Below are 18,365 nucleotides of genomic sequence, written 5' to 3'. Positions count from 1 at the left end.
ACCTAGTTCCCCGAATTCAATGCGTCTCAATTCAATTGACCCCTTAATGGGTCAACGTTCAGCATTAAGTCTACGGGACACCGATTCCAGACAACAGCGACCACGCTTGGTTTTGGTCGTGACCTTATTTACCAGCCCCCAGCCGACTTCGACGAATCGCGCAAAAAACAAAAAATCGTCTGCCCTCACCGACAAACGATTTCCAGCTATTAATTTAAATGTTCGTGCGCAATGACCCGGGCCATATCAGCGGGCAACGGCGCGTAACAGGTAATCCAGCGTTCCAAGAACGGCTGGTAGAACCGTAGGCGCGCACAATGAAGCGCCTGCCGGTGAATCCAAGGATTCGATTGCCGGCCGTAAAGCCAATCGCCCAAGAGCGGATGGCCAATGGCTTGACAGTGGACCCGAATCTGATGCGTCCGGCCCGTATGCAACTTCACGGCTAACAGACTCGCCGTCGCCGATTGTCGCCGAACCCACAGCTCCGTCTGCGCTGCGCGACCATCCGGCCGCACGCAACGCTTAATGAACGAATCCGCCGCCCGGCCGATCGGCAACTCCACCAATTGGTGGGTCGGCCGTACCCGTCCTTGCGCGACGGCCACGTAGCGTTTATCCAATTGTCCCAGCTTCAACTGCTTATCTAGGATGGAATGCGCGAAGTGGTGTTTGGCAAACAACACGGCCCCACTGGTCTCCCGGTCCAACCGCGTGACGATGTGGGTCACGGTACTGGGGGCCCCAATCTGAATCAGGTGCCCCTTCACACGATTGGCCAAGGTATCGTCCGGGTAGAGGTGCGACGGGACCGACGCCATCTTAGCGGGCTTATTGACCACCAAGAAGTGAGCGTCTTCGTACAGGATGTCTAGCGGACCAAAGGAAACGGCGACGTGGGCGTTGGGCTGCTCTGGCGGCAACTGTAGCCCCACCGTCTGTCCTGGCCGTGCCATGGCGATCACGCGCACTGGCTGGCCATCCAACGTGACCACCCCACCGTGGAACTTGACTTGCTTCAGGTAGGTGCGCGTTACCCCGTGGGCCATTAAGACCGTCCGGACGTGCTCCGGGGCCGTTCCCGTCACTTGCCACTCAAAGGCCGTCATCGGGCTTCTCTCCCAATAAACGATGACTCGACCCGCTGCCAGAAGTGGGTGTGCCGGTACTCCGCAAACGCGATCCGTTGGCGCGCAATCCGGTAAGAGATGGCCTTAATGGGCCGTCCTTCGATGCTTAATTGGTCACACATCAAGACGTTATCGGTCGCTTCGGCGGGTTCAATACGAATCCACTCGTCCGCCGGAATAATCAACGGGGACCCTAACGTCCGAAAGACCAGATTATTGATCGATGCGATTTCGGCCATCTGAATCGCGTTAAACCGCGGGTTCAGGACCGCACCACCCACGGACTTGTTATAGGCCGTGGAGCCGGTCGGGGTGGAGATGCACAGCCCGTCACCCCGAAAGCTCTCGAAGAGTTCCCCTTTAATATAAACGTCGGCCACCATGGTCCCTGAGACCTTCTTAATGGTCGACTCGTTGAGGGCCAACGCTTGATCCGAATGGGTTCCGTCCGCGTATTCCACTTCGATGTTCAGTAACGGGTAACTGACGCTCTGTCGGTTGTCGCGAATCAGACTCTGAATCAGGTCGTTGACCTCATAGTCCCGCCAATCCGTGTAGAAGCCCAAGTGACCCGTATGGATCCCCACGAACCGGACTTTATCTAGTCGGTCGTTATAGTGGTGGAACGCCGATAACAGGGTCCCATCGCCACCAACCGTGACCACGATGTCCGGGTTGAGACTATCGATGGTAATCCCCGCGGCAGTTAACCCGCGGTGCAGGGCCGTGGCCACTTTTCGGGACGACTGCCCATTATTACTAAAAATGGAAACTTTCATAAACATTCTTCCCTATTTCTGCGGGGAGTTCTTCTCAGCCTGCCCCTGGGGCGAATAATGCTGAGCTTCTTGAATCTCCTCGCGAATTTCGGACATTTCCGTGTCCAGCTTAAAGGCGGCTTCGGCGGCCCGTTGTAACCGCCGGCTCAAATCATCCGGAAAGGCACCTTGGTACTTATAATTTAACGAGTGCTCAATCGTCGCCCAGAAATTCATGGCTAACGTCCGGACTTGAATCTCAGCTAAAATCTTCTTTTCTCCCGTGACCAATTGCACCGGGTACTCGACCACAATGTGGTACGACCGGTAGCCACTAGGCTTTTCGTTATGAATATAATCGCGTTCTTCGAGGATGGTCAAATCCGTCCGTTTTCGGAGCAAATCCACAACTTGGTAGATGTCTTCGACGAATTGACACATGATCCGCAGCCCTGCAATGTCTTGCATATCCTGTTCCAAGCGTTCCTCGGTCACGTGGCGGCGGGTCATTTTTTCCTTAATGCTGGGGACGGGCTTGACCCGTCCGGTGACGAATTCGATTGGCGAGCGTTGGTTGCGGTTTTCAAACTGCTTACGCATCCCCCGCAACTTCACCTTGAGTTCGCTCACTGCCTGTTGATAAGGCAATAAAAATTGGTCCCAATTTTCAATCATGACGCTTTCCCCCAACCTTGATTCCACGTTATCACTTCTCGATTTTACCATATTTTGGAAGGAACTGAATCTAATTACTCATCCCCCGCCCGACAAATTTGCTCACTTTATCTCAAATGCCTGGATTAACTTTCATGAGGCGTTTGCCTTTACCTCGCCCGCAAAATGTAGCATGATTAAGTTGCGTTAGAAAACTTATCGCGTTTGCGAACGGTCACTCAACCGCAAACAAACGTTCTGATTGCGTTTTTTGAAATTTTTGCTAATGTAGTAGTGTTGTGATTTTGTATGGTAACCCGTGGTGATTGCCAGCGAGAACAGATATTAGGAGGAAGCAATGTGTTAGAAGTTTATTTGTTCGTCAACCCACTGGGCGCTCGGTGTATGCGATCCGAACGTAACATCATGAAGTTGGCCGACCATCTCAATCAGAAAGTGTCCTTTCAATTCGTTCCCCTTTTGAACCAGCAAATCGTGGAACAGGCGCTTGCTTCATCCCACCCCACCCTAGAACAGCGCAATGCCTGCTTCGATACTTACTATCAAGCGGTCTTAGCTTACAAAGCGGCGCTCTTCCAAGGGAAACGCAAAGGTCGCCAATTCCTGTTGAACCTTCAGTCCGCAGTCATTACGCGGCACGAAGCCTTGTCCGAGGACTTAACCTTGCAGGCCGCTCGCGACTGCCGCTTAGACCTGGAGATGTTCCAGGAAGACTGTCAATCTGACTTGGCCAAACAAGCTTTCCAGACCGACCAAAAACTCGCTGCCGAAATGAAGATTGAACATTCCTCTTCCGCAGTGATTTTCAACTGTGATGTGTCGCAATACGGTCTCCTCCTTAACGACGTCACTTACGAAGCCCTGTGCGACGTTTGTGAAAACCAAGGCGTGGCGACCAAAGCCTCCCTGATGCGGGAACTGGATCAACCAGCTGCTGCTTTAGTGGGTGACCATCGCCCCAACCTGCACGTCCTCTAATCTAAACGTTAACCTTGGTGAGACCGGCCCCTGTGGTGGGCCTTTTTTTCTGCCCGCAACAACTTAGACTATGGTATGCTTAAGCCATTCAATTTTACGAAACGTAAAGGGGCGACACCATCCATGCCAATTGCTATTGTGACCGATACTGCTTCCTACTTAACACCCGCTCAGATTCAGGAATTCAACATCACCGTTCTGCCCATCACGGTGATCCTCGGCGCCCACCAATACCCCGAGTCTACCCTCTCTAACCGCCAATTCTACGACTATCTAAAGAATGGCCAGGTGTTGCCCACCACGGCACAGGTCTCCTTAGGCCAAATTGAAGCGGCCTACGATCAGTTAGTGGCCCAAGGCATCACGCAAATCATTTCGATTCACCTCTCCAGCGGGATCACCTCGTTCATGAGCAACCTTAAGATGTTCTGCCAGACCTACACTAAAGCGACGGTCTACCCCATCGATTCCCTGATGGCAAGTGCCGGCGAGGCCAACCTGTGCCTCCTAGCTGGGCGCCTCATCGCGGCTGGGCAAGATGCCGCCACGATTGCCACCACCCTTGAACGGTTACGGGATACCCAAGAGGTCTACTTCGCCGTCGACAGTCTCCGCCATCTCGCGCGGACGGGCCGGTTAAGCAACCGCTCCGCTCTAGTCGGGAGTCTGCTCAACATTAAGCCCCTTCTAACGTTCAATGCCGCGGGGCAAATCATCGCCATTGACAAAGCCCGGACTATGCGCCGTGCCTTCAGCTACATGACCGCCCGACTCGCGGCCACCCAAGAACGGGTCGATTATCCGCTACACGCCACCATCATCGATGCCAACCACCCCGAACTTGCGGCCCAGTGGCAGACCCAACTGGCCGCTCAGTTCCCCGCCATTCGCGTCACCCGTAGCCAACTTGGCCCCGCCATCAGCGTTCACACCGGTGAAAAGACCATGGGGATCCATTGGCAACAAGATTGGCAACGCATTTAGCGACTAACCTATTTAATTCCTTTCAGTTCACAAAACGACCGTTTCTTACCAGGACTTGATCCGGTAAAAAACGGTCGTTTTTAATTGACAACGTCACGAGAATGGCCCCACAACCTGCGTGCTTTATCTAGTGTGTTGTCTAGGGACTGTGCCGTCCGGTAAGGCGGATGACCATCGCAAGCGTTTGGTTGGAAAGCAGGCCCTAATTCGTTGCCTTCAACTCACGCGCCAGTTGTTTAAACTCGGCTAACCGGTCGTCGAAGGTCTTAAAGGCCGTCTCCAGGTAATCTGGTTGGGTCATGTCCACCCCTGCTTGACGCATCACGTTCAGCGGCAAGTCCGACTTCCCGGCTTTAAGGTAGCCCAGGTAGGCATCCCGCTTAGCTGGGTCGCCACTCAGGATCCGTCCCGCTAGCGTGGTGGCTGCGGCAAAGCCCGTCGCGTACTGGTAAACGTAATAGTTGTAGTAGAAGTGGGGAATGCGCGTCCATTCATCCGCAATTTGCGGATCGGAAATCACCGCGTCACCGTAATACCGCGCGTTCAGCTTCCCGTAGAAGTCACTCATGAAGTCGGCGGTCAGGGATTGACCCGCATCCGCTTGCCGGTGGATGTAGTCTTCGAATTCCGCAAACTGGGTCTGCCGGTAGACGGTCCCCTTGAACCCATCCAGGTAGTGGTTCAGGATGAATGCCCGGACCTTAGGATCCTTTTGGGTCTTCAATAAGTAATCCGTTAAGAGGTTTTCATTCGTGGTCGACGCAATTTCGGCGACGAAAATGGAGTAATCCCCATACTGGTAAGGCTGATTGGTCCGGGTATAGTGGCTGTGCATACTGTGGCCCATCTCGTGGACCAGCGTGTACAGGCTCTCCAGACTATCCTGCCAGTTCAACAAGATGTACGGCTTGGTATCGTACATCCCACCAGAGTACGCCCCCGTGCGCTTCCCCTGGTTCTCGACCACGTCGATGGCCCGGGTATCGAACATCTTCTGAACGTTCGCCACGTAATCGGGACCCAGTACGGCTAAGGCCTTTAACGCCTCCTGTTGGGCCTCCGGATAGGTGTACTTCAGGCTGGGTTCCCCCGTAATCGGTGTATACAGATCATACATGTGCAATTCAGGTAACCCTAACAGCTCCTTGCGAAGTGCCACGTAGTCGTGTAACGACCCCAAGTGCTGGTTAACGGTCTTGACCAGCGTATCGTAGACCACCGCTGGAATCGTGTTCGCACTCATGGCCGCTTCCCGGGCACTGGCATAGTGCCGCACGTGTGCCAGATAATTGTTCTTCTTGACCTCACTGGATAACGTGGCCGCAAACGTATGCCGGAACTGCTGGAAGACGCTGTACAACGCCTTAAAGGCCTGTTCACGCACCGCGGGCTTTACTGACTCCAACAAAACGCCGTAGAGCCCTTCGGACAAGCGTACGTCGTTCCCGTCTTCATCTTGGACCACGGGGAACTTCAAGTCCGCGTTCGACAGCACCCCGAAGGTCCGCGCTGAGGCGTCCAAGACATCCCCGGCACCAGCTAAGAGACGCTCCTCGGACTCCGACAAGGTATGGGGCCGTTCCCGGCTCAAAACGTCGAAGTAGTGCTGGTACGCAGCCAACTTCGGCTCCGCATCAATCAACGCCTGTAAGTCCTCCGGCGTCAAAGCTAGAACTTCTGGTTCAAACCACGCAATCGCCGTTCCGACTTTGGCTAGTAAGCTGCCGACCTGATCGTCAAAACCTTGATAGGTCGCGTTACCCGTATCCTGGTCGTTCTTCATCGACGCATAGACTTCCGCCTTCTCTAGTTGCCGGTACAGGCTAAAGATCGCCGTGGTGACTCGGTACAAGTCGGCTCCGCTCTGGGCTAACTGTCCCTTAAGCTGGGCCGTTTCATCAGCCAGCTTTTGAATGTCGACTAATGCTTGGCTAAACGCCGCATCATTCGGATAAATTGATGTGAGATCCCAGGTCAACTCGGTTGGCACTGCGGACCGTTGAGGAATTTGTCGCATCTACTTGCATCTCCTTAAAAGTTATCTAGTGCCAGTTTAGCACTTTCCCCAGCAAAAATCCTTTTCAAAATTTAATTTTCTCATGATTTTTTAACCAATCGGCATAGTCGCGAAACCACCGCGGCGCCTGCCGGACCCGCCAGCCTTGCGCGCTCAAGGCCAGATACCTTCCGGCCACTAGGTCGGCTAGTAACTGGTCTTGGGCGCTCGTGAGCACGTGGTCGGCTTGAAAACGAACCCCGTGGGCGTGACCACCCACCAACTCGTAGGCGCGGCGGCTGAGCGTTCGAACCTCGGCTACCGTGATTTCAGGTCTCCCCCGAAAAAGCCACGCCCCCATTACGATCCGCCAAAGTAATAGGCCCTGGCCAAAGACTGGTGCCGTCGATTGAGTTGTCGCTAAGACGTCTGGGAAGCCGGCCAAGTGGTGGCCCGTCAGATAGAGCTGTTCTTGAATCAGTCGCAGTTGGGGCGCCTGACGCTGCAACCCGCGGGTCCACTGTAAGCGAAGCCGGTGGTCGTCCAGGACCGGTCGTGCCATTGGCGGCGTGGCCCCCAAGAGAAATTGCGTCCAGTTACCGACTCGTCGTTGGCCACCCCAGTAGCGTCCCACGGCATCTTGCCGCAGATGGTGCCGAACCACCAAGCAGGCGCGCCGGACATCCCAAAACAATAGGCACAAGCCCCATTGCGGCAACCAACTGGCGAAACGCTCAATCAAGCGCCAATTCAGTCGTTGCCGCCGGTACCGGTGGCCTAAGAGCCACAACGGGTAGACGCCCAGTTGCCGGTATCCCGCCGTACGCTGGGCGACGGCCTCAAGCGCTAAGGGACTGCATTGAAACTCCACGGCCACGGGCTGTGCCTGGTGCCCAATCCAGACGTCCGCGCGCTGGTGAATCGTCGGTAGCACCCGCTCTAGTGTGGCCGGACCCCAAGGGCGAAAGAACGCCGCCAGTTGGCGTTTTCCCCGGAGATGCTCCGGGGTCTCTCCTTCGCTACTGACCCCACACGTCGCTTGCGGGAGGTGGGCAAAGTACGGGGGCACCTGGCGTCCCCGGTGCAAGCGAACCGGGGCGTGGCAGGCCGGACAATGATAGGCCGTCTGCCGATCCGCCACCCGAGCATCCACCAACTGACGTTGCACTTCCGCGACTAACATCTCCCCGTCCCCCTTTAGTTAAAGGCTCCGCAACCCGTCACCCATTTTTTTCACACGCATCAAAAAAAGCCCAGACGCTTGGTCTGAGCTCAACGTGCTAGTTAATCGGTTCTTCTGGGAAGTGGGCGATCACTTGGTAGATGGGCCCCTTCGCGGAGAATTTTTGTTCATATTCCGTCTGAATATCTTCCACGCCATCCGTAGCTTGGTGTAGGTCTAACCAGACCCCGTCGAAGACCATTGGGAAATTGTTTAGGCTCTGCAGTGAGTATTCGAACAATCCCCGGTTATCTGTCTTGAATTGCAGCTGGCCACCCGGTTGCAGGACGTCTTGATAGTGGGCCAAAAAGACCGGTGACGTCAACCGCCGCTTAGCGTGCCGCTTCTTAGGCCACGGATCGGAGAAGTTTAAGAACAGGCCCGCAACCTCTCCCGGATTGAAGAGCGTATTCACGGCTTCGCCATCCGTATGGACCATTTGGATGTTGGTCAGTTCGCTGGCCACCACCTTCTTCAACGCGACCGCAATCACGGACGTCTGAATTTCGATGCCGATAAAGTTGCGTTCCGGGTGCTGACGGGCCATCTCAACGATGAACTGGCCCTTCCCCGTCCCAATCTCAATATTTAGCGGCTGGGCTTTAGGGAAGCGGCTCTGCCAGTTGCCCTTCAGGCTTTCCGGTTCCATGACCAAAAGGTCTTCGTGGGCGGCCAGGTAGTCCTTGGCCCAAGGCTTGTTACGTACACGCATGGTATATTCCTCCTTAATATGACGAACGGCGGGTTGGAAGTAAGGCTCCCGACCCGCCGTCCTAGTTAATCATGCACTGACTCACGCGTCAGCTTTTCGAGTAAGATTAAATGTTGATTCATAATTTGAAAACGCGACTGACGATAACTCTCCGCAATCACGGTAATGCAGTGAACCCGGGCGTACCAATTCACTCGACTGGTCAGCTCGTCGGTCACCTGTTCTCCGTAATCTTGGAGCCACCGTTGCCACTCCTCTAACGGGACGTACTCACATAATAACGCCCCTAGGTCAAACGCCGGATCCGCAAAGGTTGCGGCGTCCCAATCGACCAAGTAAAGTCGTTGGCGCTCCGAGAGCAACCAATTCTTATGATTCAAATCACCATGACAAACTTCGTACGCAGTCGTGGGCAGTTGGGGTTGTTCCGCTTCTAAGGCTTGTAACGCCCGTTGAATCAGCGGGTGTTGGCGCAACGTCAACGCTAAGGTTGGCGCCAAACGGTTCAATAACTGGGCGGGCGTCGTAGACCGGCCGCCGACTTTGTTCAACATGTCATGGAGTAATTGCGAATGGTGCACGCGATGAAGCAACCGGGCAACGCGCTCTTCACGCATCTCACCCCGCCGTAAGGTTCGGCCGTTCAACCATTCTTGAGCCGTCATCACGTCCCCACTTGCCAGACGCTTGGTCCAGACTAACCGGGGCGTGATGCCTTCAACCGAAAGAGCGGCCAAAAACGGTGACGCATTCTGCTTCAAAAAGACTTTCTGAGAAGCCTTGGTGCCCATATACGCTGTTCCGGTATTGCCACCTAGTGGATAAAGTTGCCAGCCGTCACGCATATTCGGTGCCATCGCGCCACCCCTTTCATAAATTTGTCAGCTATTACCAATTTTAGGGGGAAAAGTAGTTGGCGTCAACCTTTATTTTGCGCCGCGCGCTTCAACCGTTGCGGTGTGTAGACGCGGGCGAGGTACCAGACCTCTACCGCTGCGACCCCCACCGTCCCTAGCGCGGGCAACAACCGCCGATCGGCTAGGATCACGACTAAACACATCAACCCCGCCGTAGTGGTCAGAATCAGGGTCACCAACTGCACAAAGCTCCGTAATCGCTGTTCCCAAGTCAACGGATAAACGTGCGTGAACACGATATCGTCGTACTGTTGGAAGAACGGCAACAGTTGAAACCCAATCAAGTAGATGAACAGCGCCGTTAAAATCACCGGCAACCAAGTTCCCTGGATGAAAGCCAGCAGGATCATCCCGATCACCGTTAAGCGCACCACCAAGCCACTGAACTCGGTGCCCCGCAGCATCCCCCGACTATAGAGGTACAGATAGGCTTGATCGTGCCGGACAGGAATCCGCCGCAACAGACCGTCGAGGTAGTGCCGCCGGTGAATCGTTCCCGAGACCATCGGCACATCGGTAAAGAGGTTAAAGAACCGATAGATGCCTAGCATCCGGTTATCTTCGAGCGCAATCTGTTCTCGCCAACGAATCTGTTGCCGTTGCCAGTGCTGCTGGAACCACACGGCTACGGCCCCGTCAGCTAAAACGGCTAGAATTGCCGCAATCCACGGGTTAGTCCATAGCCCCACGGCCAGGACGATCAGACTCAAGCCCCACTTGTTAGTCCAGTGGTTCATCCGCCGTTGCCCCGTTACCTGATAGGCACTCGCGAGGTCTAAGCGCAACAAGGTATCCTTCAAGATCACCTGAGTCACCGCGAGACCCGCGACCGTGGCCAACGACCAACTCAACGTCACCCGCAGGTAAGGCGTCATGATGAATAAGACGATCAGTTGCGTTGCCTGGGCCAACCACTGGCTGTACCGTCGGGCGGCGACCAGATACCCCTGCATGGCCCGTTCCTTCGGCAGCAAGAAGACCCGGTCAGCATCTTCGATCAACGTGGCGAAGCGGCCCACTTGGACCGTAATTCCCAACACCACCAGCGCCACTAAGGGCGCCCACCAAAGACCCGACGTTAAGGTCTTCAAGAGGTTGGAATAGCCTAATCCTAGGCCCCCCAAGAAGAAGAGAAGTGCAAATACGAAAAAGTCATTAAACACTAACCGCAGGTACTTCGCCATTTCCCGGAGATGGCGGGCCCGCCGGTTCTTAAACAACTGGATCATTGGCGATCGACCTTGGTCATGGAGAGGTAGATGTCGTTCAGTGATTCTCCCGCTTCCGGAAGAGCGGCTTGTAACTCACTAAGCGTTCCCTCAGTCTTGACCTGCCCCGAGTGCAATAAGACGAACCGGTCACAATACCGTTGGGCCGTATCCAGCACGTGGGTCGACATCAGGATACTGGCCCCCTGCGCCTTACGTTCCTGGATCAAGTGTAAGAGGTCATTGACGGCCAATGGGTCCAGTCCCAAGAAGGGTTCATCAATGATGAACAACTTGGCTTGGGTCAAGAAGGCACAAACGATCATGACCTTTTGCTTCATCCCCTTGGAAAAGTTCGCGGGGAACCAATCCAGCTTATTGGCCAACCGGAAAGTCTTCAATAACTTTTTCGCCGTCTCCCAAGCCTGGTCTTGGTCGAGGTCGTAGGCCATCATGGCCATTTCGAGGTGTTCCCGCAAGGTCAGTTCCTGATACAGAACCGGCGTTTCGGGAATGTAGGCAATCTGTTGCTTATAGGCCTGACTATCCTGGGTAATCGTGACCCCATTGATCGTGATGGTCCCCTTGTGCGGGGTCAACAGCCCAATAATATGATTAATCGTCGTGGACTTCCCAGCTCCGTTCAGGCCAATCAAGCCGACAAGTTCACCGTCTTTGACGTCGAAACTGATATCTTTTAAGACGGGAATCTGGGAGTAGCCCCCCACGACATGGCTTACCGTTAACGCCATCTAAACATCCCTTCATTTCTACGAGTTTTATCCCCTGCCGCGAGTGATCCGCACCCCCGCTTGCAGAGCGTTTCTTCTGAATTAACCGCCCTATTATACCATAGTCGGCCCTATGAACGAACGGTCGCCGTAGAACTGAACCAGACGGGTGGTGTATAATGGATGAAATTGAAATGAAAGAAGGAGTTCTCATGGCATCAATGACCCTCGAACCACACTACGACGATGATTGCGTCTTCTGCAAGATTCTCCAAGGTCAGATTCCGAGTTACACCGTCTACGAAGACAACGTTGTTAAGGCGTTTTTGGATATCTCGCAAGGGACGCCCGGCCACACGCTGGTGATCCCCAAGACCCACGTCAAAGACATCTTCGCCTACGACGCGGACCTCGCAGCGGCGGTCTTCTCACGTATCCCTAAGATTGCCCGCGCGATTCAGGCGGCCGACCCCACCATCGCTGGGATGAACATTCTGAACAACAATGGTAAGGTCGCTTACCAATCAGTCTTCCACTCTCACATTCACTTGGTTCCGCGCTACAGCGACCAAGACGACTTTAAGATGATCTTCAAGGATAACGCGGACAACTACACGCCTGCGAAATACGCCGCGATTCAAACGGCCATCAAATCACATCTGGAGGGATAGACGATGGGAATTGGACGCTTCGTTGCCGGCGTCACGGTGGCTGCCGGTGTTGGTTTAGCAACTTACTTAGCCTTGACCCAGCAAGATCCCCTCACCTGGGGACGTCAGGTCAAACGCCAAGCCACCCACACGGCGCAACAGTTCGACAACGTTAAAACCGCGCAAGACCGGGTGGCTAGCGATGCACAGAAACTAGCGCAGGCCATCGAAGACGGGACCCAGACGCTTAACACGATTCAAACGCAGATTGATAAATTTCAGTTTAAAGTGGCCCCCCGGGTGGCTAAAATTGAGGAAACCCTGGACCATTTAGAACAGTCACAATTTTGAAGGTTTTGTAAAAGTTCCGGGACCTTTTTAGGTTTACGATTTTTTGTGTTATGATGTTCGAGTATGGTGATGAACACCAATTTTGATGAATGGATGTGTTGAAGAATATGAAGAAATGGTTTATCGCCCTAGCCGGTGTGCTCTTATCTTTCACGCTTGCTGGTTGTGGGAGTCAGACCGTTGCCACGACGAACGGTGGTAAGATTACCGAAAGTGCCTACTACAGTAGTCTGAAAGGGACTTCTTCCGGTAAGCAAGTCTTGCAACAAATGATCTTGAACAAGGTCTTAGAGAAGCAATACGGTAGCAAGGTCAGCAAGGATGCTGTGACCAAGCAGTTCAACAAGTACAAGGCCCAATACGGTTCTTCCTTTAATAGCGTCTTGACCCAAAGTGGGATGACGCAATCCAGCTTGAAGACCGAAATCCGGTCCAACTTACTGTTGAAGGAAGCCGTTAAGGACAACGTCAAGGTCACGGACAAGCAACTCCAGAAGCAATTCAAGAGTTACCAGCCTAAGGTCACCGTTGCTCACATCTTAGTTGCTAAGAAGTCCACGGCCACTAAGGTCATCAACGACTTAAAGGACACCAAGAAGGCCAACTTGGAAAGTGAATTTACCAAGTTAGCTAAGAAGTACTCCACGGATACGGCAACTAAGAAGAAGGGCGGTAAGTTAACGGCCTTCGATAGTACCGATACGTCCCTGGACTCGACCTTTAAGAAGGCCGCCTTCAAGTTGAGCACTGACGAATACACCGCAACGCCTGTTAAGACGCAATACGGTTACCACGTTATCTTGATGTTGAACAACCCTGGTAAGGGTACTCTGAAGCAACACAAGGCTGAACTGAAGCAACAAATCATCGACAACGACATGAACGACAGCACGGTGCTGCACGACGTTGTTGCCAAGGTCTTGAAGAAGGGGAACGTTTCCATCAAGGACAACGACTTGAAGAACATCTTGTCAGATTACCTGTCAAGCAGCTCCTCATCCTCATCATCTAAGTAATTTCTAACCACCTCAAACGACTCGCCCACCGGCGGGCCGTTTTTTTTTGCCCAAACACCCAAAAAGGAAGCATCCGGATCAGGCAGCTCAGTGAGCCGCCCCAATCTGGATGCTTCCCTTTTCATCTTTCAAATCATCATTCCTGAGGCGTTACTGGCCCTGACTGGTTCGGCCGGTAGAATCGGCGACCATCTAAGGCAAAGACCCGTTCCGAGAACTCACCTGGTGCGGTATGCCCGACCACGGTATCCAGCATCATGATAGACGCATCGAGTTCATCGAGCTGGTGCAAGACCTCGGCCTCCCGTAATGCTGGTCGAACGGGCGACCCGTACTCCAGCAAGCCGTGATGAGCCAAGATCATGTGCCGTAAGAGTAGCACGTCTTCCGCCTGGGGATCCAACTTCAACGGGTCACACGCCCGTACCAGTTCCCCATCGATCAAGACGATGTGCCCGACCAGGTTGCCCGCCAGCGTGTAGGTGGTGGCTTCGGGCCCCGACAGTTCAATCGTCTTTCCCAGGTCGTGCAGAATTGCGCCTGCGTAGAGCAACGGTGCATTTAAGTCCGGGTACTGGGCCGTGACTGAATGGGCTAACCGTAAGATGGAAATCGTGTGGAAGGCTAAGCCCCCCTTGAACGCGTGGTGGTTACTCTTCGCCGCCGGGTAAGTAAAGAACTGGTCCCGAAATTCCGTCAGGAGGCGCCGTACCAGACGTTGCCAGGTCGGTTGGGTGATTTCAAAAATCGTCTGGTTAATGTAGTCTTCCATGGCCTCGCGGGTCATCGGTGCCTGTTCGATAAAGTCGGCCGCACTGAGACCATCCCCCGGCGTGGCTAACCGCATATGGGTAATCTTGATCTGCGGGTGCGTCTGGTACTTCTCTCGCCGCCCCTGCAAATGAACCACCTGACCCGCGACAAATTGTTCGGTATCCGCGGGGCTGGCGTCCCAATACTTACCGGAAATCTCTCCCGACCGGTCTTCAAAAACCAATGCAATGTACGGTTTCCCGTTCTTCGCAGTCCGTACGTCCGCCGACTTCAGGAGGACAAATAGGTCCACCGCGTCATCGACCGCATAGTCCATCAGTTGTTTCTTTGTCGTCATCGAATCACCCTTTCTAAGTCGTCAACGTTAAGACCCGCCGGCCAGTGGCGGGTTGCGCCGCTGCCGCATCGGCCGTCAGCAGAATGATCTGCAACTGCTGGCCCAACTTGGTCAACAAGCGATAAGCCGCTTGCCGCCGCTGCGCATCGAAGTTGACCAAACCGTCGTCGATCACTAACGGCATAGCCGCCTGGGGCTGCATAACCACCGCAAAGGCCAACTTCATGGCCAGGTCCAACTGCTCGGCCGTTCCCCGGGACAATTGGTCCACGGTCAGCCAGACACCATCGGCTGCCCGTCGCACTCGTAACGTTTCCGCTGTTAAGTCAAGTTTAGTATACCGGTTTTCCGTGAGTTGCGCATAAAAAGTGCTGGCCCGCGCCACGATTCGGGGCAACCGATCCCCCGATGCCGCCAGCAACGTGGCGCGAATCCACTGACTGGTCAGCCGTGCGACTAACCAGTCTTGCGTGGTCGCGCGCATCTGGGTCTCTAGGTTGGCTAACCGCTGACGTAATACGGTCTGGGTCCCGTTAGTGGTCAGTTGCGCCAACTGACCGGCCAACGTGGCTAACCGTGTCGTGACCGTATCCAGTTGACGCTGGTCGGCCTGTTGCTGGTCCTGCGCCGTCTGAACCTGCTGCTGTAACTGGTGTTGATCCGAGAAGCCTTGTAGCGCCGCTAAGGTCTCTGCGCCCAACTGATCGGCTAAAGCCTGGCGTTGGGCCGTCCGGTTACCTTGGTCCCGGATAGCCTGATAGGTCTGATAAAAGGTCGCTGTGTCCGGGATGTTCCGGGTCCGCAGGAAGGTCGCCACCGCATGCTCCGCGGTTTTAACGGCGGCCTGGTCCTGGCGAATCCGTCCCGTCAGGTTCGCCAGCTCTCCGTTCTGGGTGATCAGCCGTTGCTGCGTACTCTGCAATTGCCGTAACTGGGTCAAGATACTGGTCAATGACTGGCCCTTAAGCGTTGGTAGTGCAGTGGTCGCCTGCGTCATAAACGTGGTCACTTGCGCTGTGGCCTGGGCCAACTGGTCATGGACGGTCTGCCGCTGAGCGGTCAACCGTTCCCACTCCCCAATCGCCGTCTGGGCCGCAAACCATTGTTCCACGGGTAAGTGGTCGAGACCGTGGCTGGTTCCCACGGCGTCAATCTGGTTATTCAGGTCATCGATTCGGTGGTTGCCCTCGCGTAGTTGGGCCTGCGTATCCCGGATATCTGCAGTCAATTGCTGGGCTTCCCGACTAGCCGGCGTTTCGCCGTCAACGATGAAGACACCATAATAGCCCACCACGATTCCCAGGACGGCCCCAATCAGCTTAAAGAGCGTTCCCGGGAGGAACATGGCCCCCACCAGGACCACCAACCCAGCGGCCAGCCAGCCCAACTGTTTATCAGCCAACGGATTCCGTTGGCGACGCGTGGGTTGCGCAGCCTGGTACTGGGCATTGAGCTGATTCAACTCCTGTTGCAACCGGCGACGCTTCTGAGTCGCCAGTTGCAGGTCTGCCTGCGCCTGCTTAAAGGTCTGGGTCGTCTGCAACGAGAACGGCCGGGGCATCCGACCATCCGCCGTAGCGTACTGCTGTTCAATGGCCCCCATGCGTTGCGCAAGCTCCTGGTCCGTGGCCGCCAAGCGGTCGCGTTCCTGGCCCGCTGCCGTCTGCGCGGCTAGCTGGTCGAATAAGGGATCGACCTGGTCGGGAACCCGTAAGTACTGTTGAAACAGGCTTGATAGTTGGGTATGGGCCTGGAGGTCCCGTAACCGACGTTGATTGGCCTGGGCACTGGTCTGACTGGCCGTGAGCTGGTGACGCAACCGTTCCAGTTCAGTGGCATCCTCCTGGCTAAAGCCTGCGGTCGGCTGGTCCGTCGCCGTTCCCAGGCGTTGCCACTGTTCAAAGGTTGACCATTGTGCTTGCAAATGCGTCAATTGGTCAGTCGTTGCTCGCTGTTTCGTCAAGCGGTGCTGTAACGTGGTTTGTTGCTGGCGACTATCCCGCTGGTCCTTGAGTAACTGCCAGTAAGTGGTATAGGCCTCATTGGCTTTGGCCAGTTTAGCGCGTAACGTTTGATGCTCTTGTAATAACTGGTTTAACGTCGGCTTCCGGCCCTGGGGCTTATACAGCGTCTCCGCCGTCTGGTCCAACGTCTTAGCCTGTGCCAGCCAAAAGTCGCTCCCGACCGCCCCAACGTGTTGCAGGTGTTCCGTCAAGACTTGCTTGGAAGCCTGAAAAACCGTGCCCAATCGCATCTCGTTGACGGCATAGACGTTAGTAAAGAGCTGCGCATCGACCGGAGCCAGCAACGTTGTCAATTGCGTCGCCGGCAACGGCAAGTCCGTGGTCAGGTTCTTGAGGGTCACCCGACCACCCCTAGGACCATCCACCCGGGTCACCAGGTACGTCACCTGATCCTTGACCAATTCGATACTCCCCCCGAAACGACTTCCATCCAGCGGTTCGTAACGTAACGCCGGGTGTTTTTTAGTGGGAAAGCCAAATAAAATGGCGGTGATGAACTGGGTAATGGTCGATTTTCCGGCCTCGTTGGGGCCCAAAATGACGTTAAGCCCCCGGTCCAACGAGAAGGTCCGGTCGTGGAACTGACCGTAACCAAATAACGTTAAGGTTTTAAGATACATCGTGTCCCTCCTGGTTCATCAACCCTTGAAGTTGCTGGGTCGCTAAAGTCGCTAAGTCCTGCGGGGTCACCTGCGTATCCAGCCAGTCCGCTAGGCTGGGTTCTTGAGCCAGTTTCCCGAATAACCGCTGAATCGCTTCCGGCGTAAAGGTCGCCGTGGCCCCCTGATTCCAGTACGTCTGATCGAGCTGGGGGGCTTGGAGGCGTGCGGTGGGCCCTTGCAGGGTCATCTGCGGAAAGTAGCGCTGTGCCGCATTCAGGTCCGCGCGGTGCGTTCGCTGGTACAGTGCCGGCCAGTCGGTGGCCCGCCATTGCGCCTGGTCCGCCGGTGTTAACTCGGTGGTCAACTGCAGCGTTAAGGGGGTCAGAGTCAGCTGTGAGGCCGGGTGTGCCCGCACCCAAGTCGTCAGGGCATCTTCCAGCTCCGTGAGGGTCGTGGCACCCGTGGTCACCGTGGCCGTCTCCCATAAGAGGTCAGCCGTCGCAAAGAATTGCGGGACCAATTGTCGTCCCTGGCTGGTGACCAGGTAGGCCCCCTTGGCGCCAGTCTCTTGTTGGGTCCGCCCCTGCGGATTACCCGCATAGATCACGGGTGGCTGGGCGTTCAACTGCTGCCGGTGATGGATGTGGCCCAACGCCCAATAATCATACCGTTTAGCCAGCAACTCAGCTAAGGTAAAGGGCGCGTAGTGGTCCGCCGTCCCGCCAGTCGCCACCGCCCCGTGTAAGAGGCCGATATGCCAATCCGTCTGGGCGTGTGGTGGAAAGTCCGGTAAGGGGTCCGCGGTGACCCACCGTTGCGGATAACTAAAGCCGCTCACGGCAACCGTCTCCCCCGACGCTAGGGTCAGGGTCTGGGTGCCCACGTGGTCCGTGAAGACCGTCACGTTCGCGGGATACGCCACCGCTTGGTGCTGATCCGTGGCGTAATCATGATTCCCAAAACTGACGAATACGGGAATCTGAGCCTGGTTCAACCGTTCGAATTGGTCGAAGAGATAGGCCTGGGCCGCCACACTCTGCTCGGCGCGGTCAAAGAGGTCGCCGGCCAGGACCACAAAGTCGACGTGTTCCGCTAACGCCCGGTCAAAGATCTTGGTCGCTGCGGCGAACGTTGACTGGCGAATCCGCGTCAATAAAGCATTCGGCAGGGTCGCCAGCCCCAAAAACGGACTATCTAAATGTAAATCTGCTGCGTGAATAAACTGCACGCCTCTCACTCCTTCTGCACGCATGGTCTACCGGTCATTTCACGAAAAAAATCGCCGGCGCCACCCCTCCCG

Annotated in this window: 17 protein-coding genes; 5 read left to right on the top strand and 12 right to left on the bottom strand. The window is 55.2% G+C overall.

The window, feature by feature from the left end; genetic code table 11:
• Positions 1 to 209 precede the first annotated feature (209 nt).
• The 3 genes from FD30_RS07825 to yjbM are packed head-to-tail and all read right to left on the bottom strand — an operon-like array spanning position 210 to position 2,563.
• Positions 210 to 1,109 carry an RluA family pseudouridine synthase gene (locus FD30_RS07825; RefSeq protein WP_056944560.1) on the bottom strand — a complete coding sequence of 300 codons (900 nt, stop codon included), beginning with the start codon at positions 1,107 to 1,109 and terminating at the stop codon, positions 210 to 212.
• On the bottom strand, positions 1,106 to 1,909 hold the full coding sequence (locus FD30_RS07820; protein WP_056944559.1) for an NAD kinase: 804 nt from the start codon (positions 1,907 to 1,909) through the stop codon (positions 1,106 to 1,108). Before FD30_RS07820 ends, FD30_RS07825 begins: the two co-directional genes overlap by 4 nt.
• A gap of 12 nt (positions 1,910 to 1,921) precedes the next feature.
• Positions 1,922 to 2,563, bottom strand: a complete 642-nt coding sequence (gene yjbM / locus FD30_RS07815; RefSeq protein ID WP_024746041.1) for a GTP diphosphokinase — start codon at positions 2,561 to 2,563, stop codon at positions 1,922 to 1,924.
• 339 nt (positions 2,564 to 2,902) lie between these two features.
• On the opposite strand from yjbM, the gene FD30_RS07810 reads away from it, so the two are divergent.
• Both FD30_RS07810 and FD30_RS07805 read left to right on the top strand, forming a co-directional pair.
• Positions 2,903 to 3,541: a DsbA family protein gene (locus FD30_RS07810; RefSeq protein ID WP_056944558.1), complete on the top strand. Its 639-nt coding sequence runs from the start codon at positions 2,903 to 2,905 to the stop codon at positions 3,539 to 3,541.
• 123 nt (positions 3,542 to 3,664) lie between these two features.
• On the top strand, positions 3,665 to 4,525 hold the full coding sequence (locus FD30_RS07805) for a DegV family protein (RefSeq protein WP_056944557.1): 861 nt from the start codon (positions 3,665 to 3,667) through the stop codon (positions 4,523 to 4,525).
• Positions 4,526 to 4,727: 202 nt separating this feature from the next.
• Here FD30_RS07805 and pepF read toward each other — a convergent pair whose 3' ends face one another.
• From pepF to FD30_RS07775, 6 genes are all read right to left on the bottom strand, one after another.
• Positions 4,728 to 6,542 carry an oligoendopeptidase F gene (pepF, locus tag FD30_RS07800; protein WP_056944556.1) on the bottom strand — a complete coding sequence of 605 codons (1,815 nt, stop codon included), beginning with the start codon at positions 6,540 to 6,542 and terminating at the stop codon, positions 4,728 to 4,730.
• 64 nt (positions 6,543 to 6,606) lie between these two features.
• Complete coding sequence (locus FD30_RS07795) at positions 6,607 to 7,704, bottom strand: competence protein CoiA (protein ID WP_056944555.1); 1,098 nt, start codon at positions 7,702 to 7,704, stop codon at positions 6,607 to 6,609.
• Positions 7,705 to 7,801: 97 nt separating this feature from the next.
• Entirely contained in the window at positions 7,802 to 8,455 is a 654-nt protein-coding gene (gene trmB / locus FD30_RS07790; RefSeq protein ID WP_024746037.1) for a tRNA (guanosine(46)-N7)-methyltransferase TrmB, read from the bottom strand.
• 65 nt (positions 8,456 to 8,520) lie between these two features.
• Entirely contained in the window at positions 8,521 to 9,312 is a 792-nt protein-coding gene (locus tag FD30_RS07785) for a phosphotransferase family protein (RefSeq protein WP_024746036.1), read from the bottom strand.
• Positions 9,313 to 9,374: 62 nt separating this feature from the next.
• Positions 9,375 to 10,601: an ABC transporter permease gene (locus FD30_RS07780; protein ID WP_056944554.1), complete on the bottom strand. Its 1,227-nt coding sequence runs from the start codon at positions 10,599 to 10,601 to the stop codon at positions 9,375 to 9,377.
• Entirely contained in the window at positions 10,598 to 11,332 is a 735-nt protein-coding gene (locus FD30_RS07775; protein ID WP_056944553.1) for an ABC transporter ATP-binding protein, read from the bottom strand. The genes FD30_RS07780 and FD30_RS07775 overlap by 4 nt, the downstream gene beginning before the upstream one ends.
• A gap of 191 nt (positions 11,333 to 11,523) precedes the next feature.
• Between FD30_RS07775 and FD30_RS07770 the strand changes: the two genes are divergently transcribed.
• From FD30_RS07770 to FD30_RS07760, 3 genes are all read left to right on the top strand, one after another.
• A complete protein-coding gene (locus FD30_RS07770; protein ID WP_371862347.1) occupies positions 11,524 to 11,982 on the top strand; it encodes an HIT family protein in 459 nt (152 codons plus the stop codon).
• Positions 11,983 to 11,985: 3 nt separating this feature from the next.
• Entirely contained in the window at positions 11,986 to 12,312 is a 327-nt protein-coding gene (locus FD30_RS07765) for a hypothetical protein (protein ID WP_056944552.1), read from the top strand.
• Between the two features lie 107 nt (positions 12,313 to 12,419).
• The gene (locus FD30_RS07760) at positions 12,420 to 13,328 is read left to right on the top strand and encodes a peptidylprolyl isomerase PrsA (RefSeq protein WP_056944551.1); all 909 of its coding nucleotides are present in this window, start codon (positions 12,420 to 12,422) and stop codon (positions 13,326 to 13,328) included.
• A gap of 136 nt (positions 13,329 to 13,464) precedes the next feature.
• On the opposite strand, the gene FD30_RS07755 is transcribed toward FD30_RS07760, so the two are convergent.
• Genes FD30_RS07755 through FD30_RS07745 form a run of 3 tightly spaced genes read right to left on the bottom strand, consistent with a single transcriptional unit; the run spans position 13,465 to position 18,293 of the window.
• The gene (locus tag FD30_RS07755) at positions 13,465 to 14,439 is read right to left on the bottom strand and encodes a 3'-5' exoribonuclease YhaM family protein (RefSeq protein WP_056944550.1); all 975 of its coding nucleotides are present in this window, start codon (positions 14,437 to 14,439) and stop codon (positions 13,465 to 13,467) included.
• A 13-nt stretch (positions 14,440 to 14,452) separates the two neighbouring features.
• Positions 14,453 to 17,083 (bottom strand): ATP-binding protein, encoded by a 2,631-nt coding sequence (locus FD30_RS07750; protein ID WP_056944549.1) that lies wholly within the window; start codon positions 17,081 to 17,083, stop codon positions 14,453 to 14,455.
• A complete protein-coding gene (locus FD30_RS07745; protein ID WP_056944548.1) occupies positions 17,073 to 18,293 on the bottom strand; it encodes a metallophosphoesterase family protein in 1,221 nt (406 codons plus the stop codon). Before FD30_RS07745 ends, FD30_RS07750 begins: the two co-directional genes overlap by 11 nt.
• Positions 18,294 to 18,365: the final 72 nt, after the last annotated feature.

It is taken from the genome of Levilactobacillus namurensis DSM 19117 (genome assembly GCF_001434785.1).
Lineage (GTDB): Bacteria > Bacillota > Bacilli > Lactobacillales > Lactobacillaceae > Levilactobacillus > Levilactobacillus namurensis.
The sequence above is the reverse complement of the archived record's forward strand: the minus strand, read 5'-3'. Positions and strand labels throughout refer to the sequence as shown.

Coding starts and splice junctions, on each gene's coding strand:
- FD30_RS07760 (WP_056944551.1), top strand. CDS start 12,420: ATGAAGAAATGGTTTATCGCCCTAGCCGGTGTGCTCTTATCTTTCACG.
- FD30_RS07795 (WP_056944555.1), bottom strand. CDS start 7,704: ATGTTAGTCGCGGAAGTGCAACGTCAGTTGGTGGATGCTCGGGTGGCG.
- FD30_RS07750 (WP_056944549.1), bottom strand. CDS start 17,083: ATGTATCTTAAAACCTTAACGTTATTTGGTTACGGTCAGTTCCACGAC.
- FD30_RS07785 (WP_024746036.1), bottom strand. CDS start 9,312: ATGGCACCGAATATGCGTGACGGCTGGCAACTTTATCCACTAGGTGGC.
- FD30_RS07765 (WP_056944552.1), top strand. CDS start 11,986: ATGGGAATTGGACGCTTCGTTGCCGGCGTCACGGTGGCTGCCGGTGTT.
- pepF (WP_056944556.1), bottom strand. CDS start 6,542: ATGCGACAAATTCCTCAACGGTCCGCAGTGCCAACCGAGTTGACCTGG.
- FD30_RS07775 (WP_056944553.1), bottom strand. CDS start 11,332: ATGGCGTTAACGGTAAGCCATGTCGTGGGGGGCTACTCCCAGATTCCC.
- trmB (WP_024746037.1), bottom strand. CDS start 8,455: ATGCGTGTACGTAACAAGCCTTGGGCCAAGGACTACCTGGCCGCCCAC.
- FD30_RS07755 (WP_056944550.1), bottom strand. CDS start 14,439: ATGACGACAAAGAAACAACTGATGGACTATGCGGTCGATGACGCGGTG.
- FD30_RS07780 (WP_056944554.1), bottom strand. CDS start 10,601: ATGATCCAGTTGTTTAAGAACCGGCGGGCCCGCCATCTCCGGGAAATG.
- yjbM (WP_024746041.1), bottom strand. CDS start 2,563: ATGATTGAAAATTGGGACCAATTTTTATTGCCTTATCAACAGGCAGTG.
- FD30_RS07825 (WP_056944560.1), bottom strand. CDS start 1,109: ATGACGGCCTTTGAGTGGCAAGTGACGGGAACGGCCCCGGAGCACGTC.
- FD30_RS07820 (WP_056944559.1), bottom strand. CDS start 1,909: ATGAAAGTTTCCATTTTTAGTAATAATGGGCAGTCGTCCCGAAAAGTG.
- FD30_RS07805 (WP_056944557.1), top strand. CDS start 3,665: ATGCCAATTGCTATTGTGACCGATACTGCTTCCTACTTAACACCCGCT.
- FD30_RS07770 (WP_371862347.1), top strand. CDS start 11,524: ATGGCATCAATGACCCTCGAACCACACTACGACGATGATTGCGTCTTC.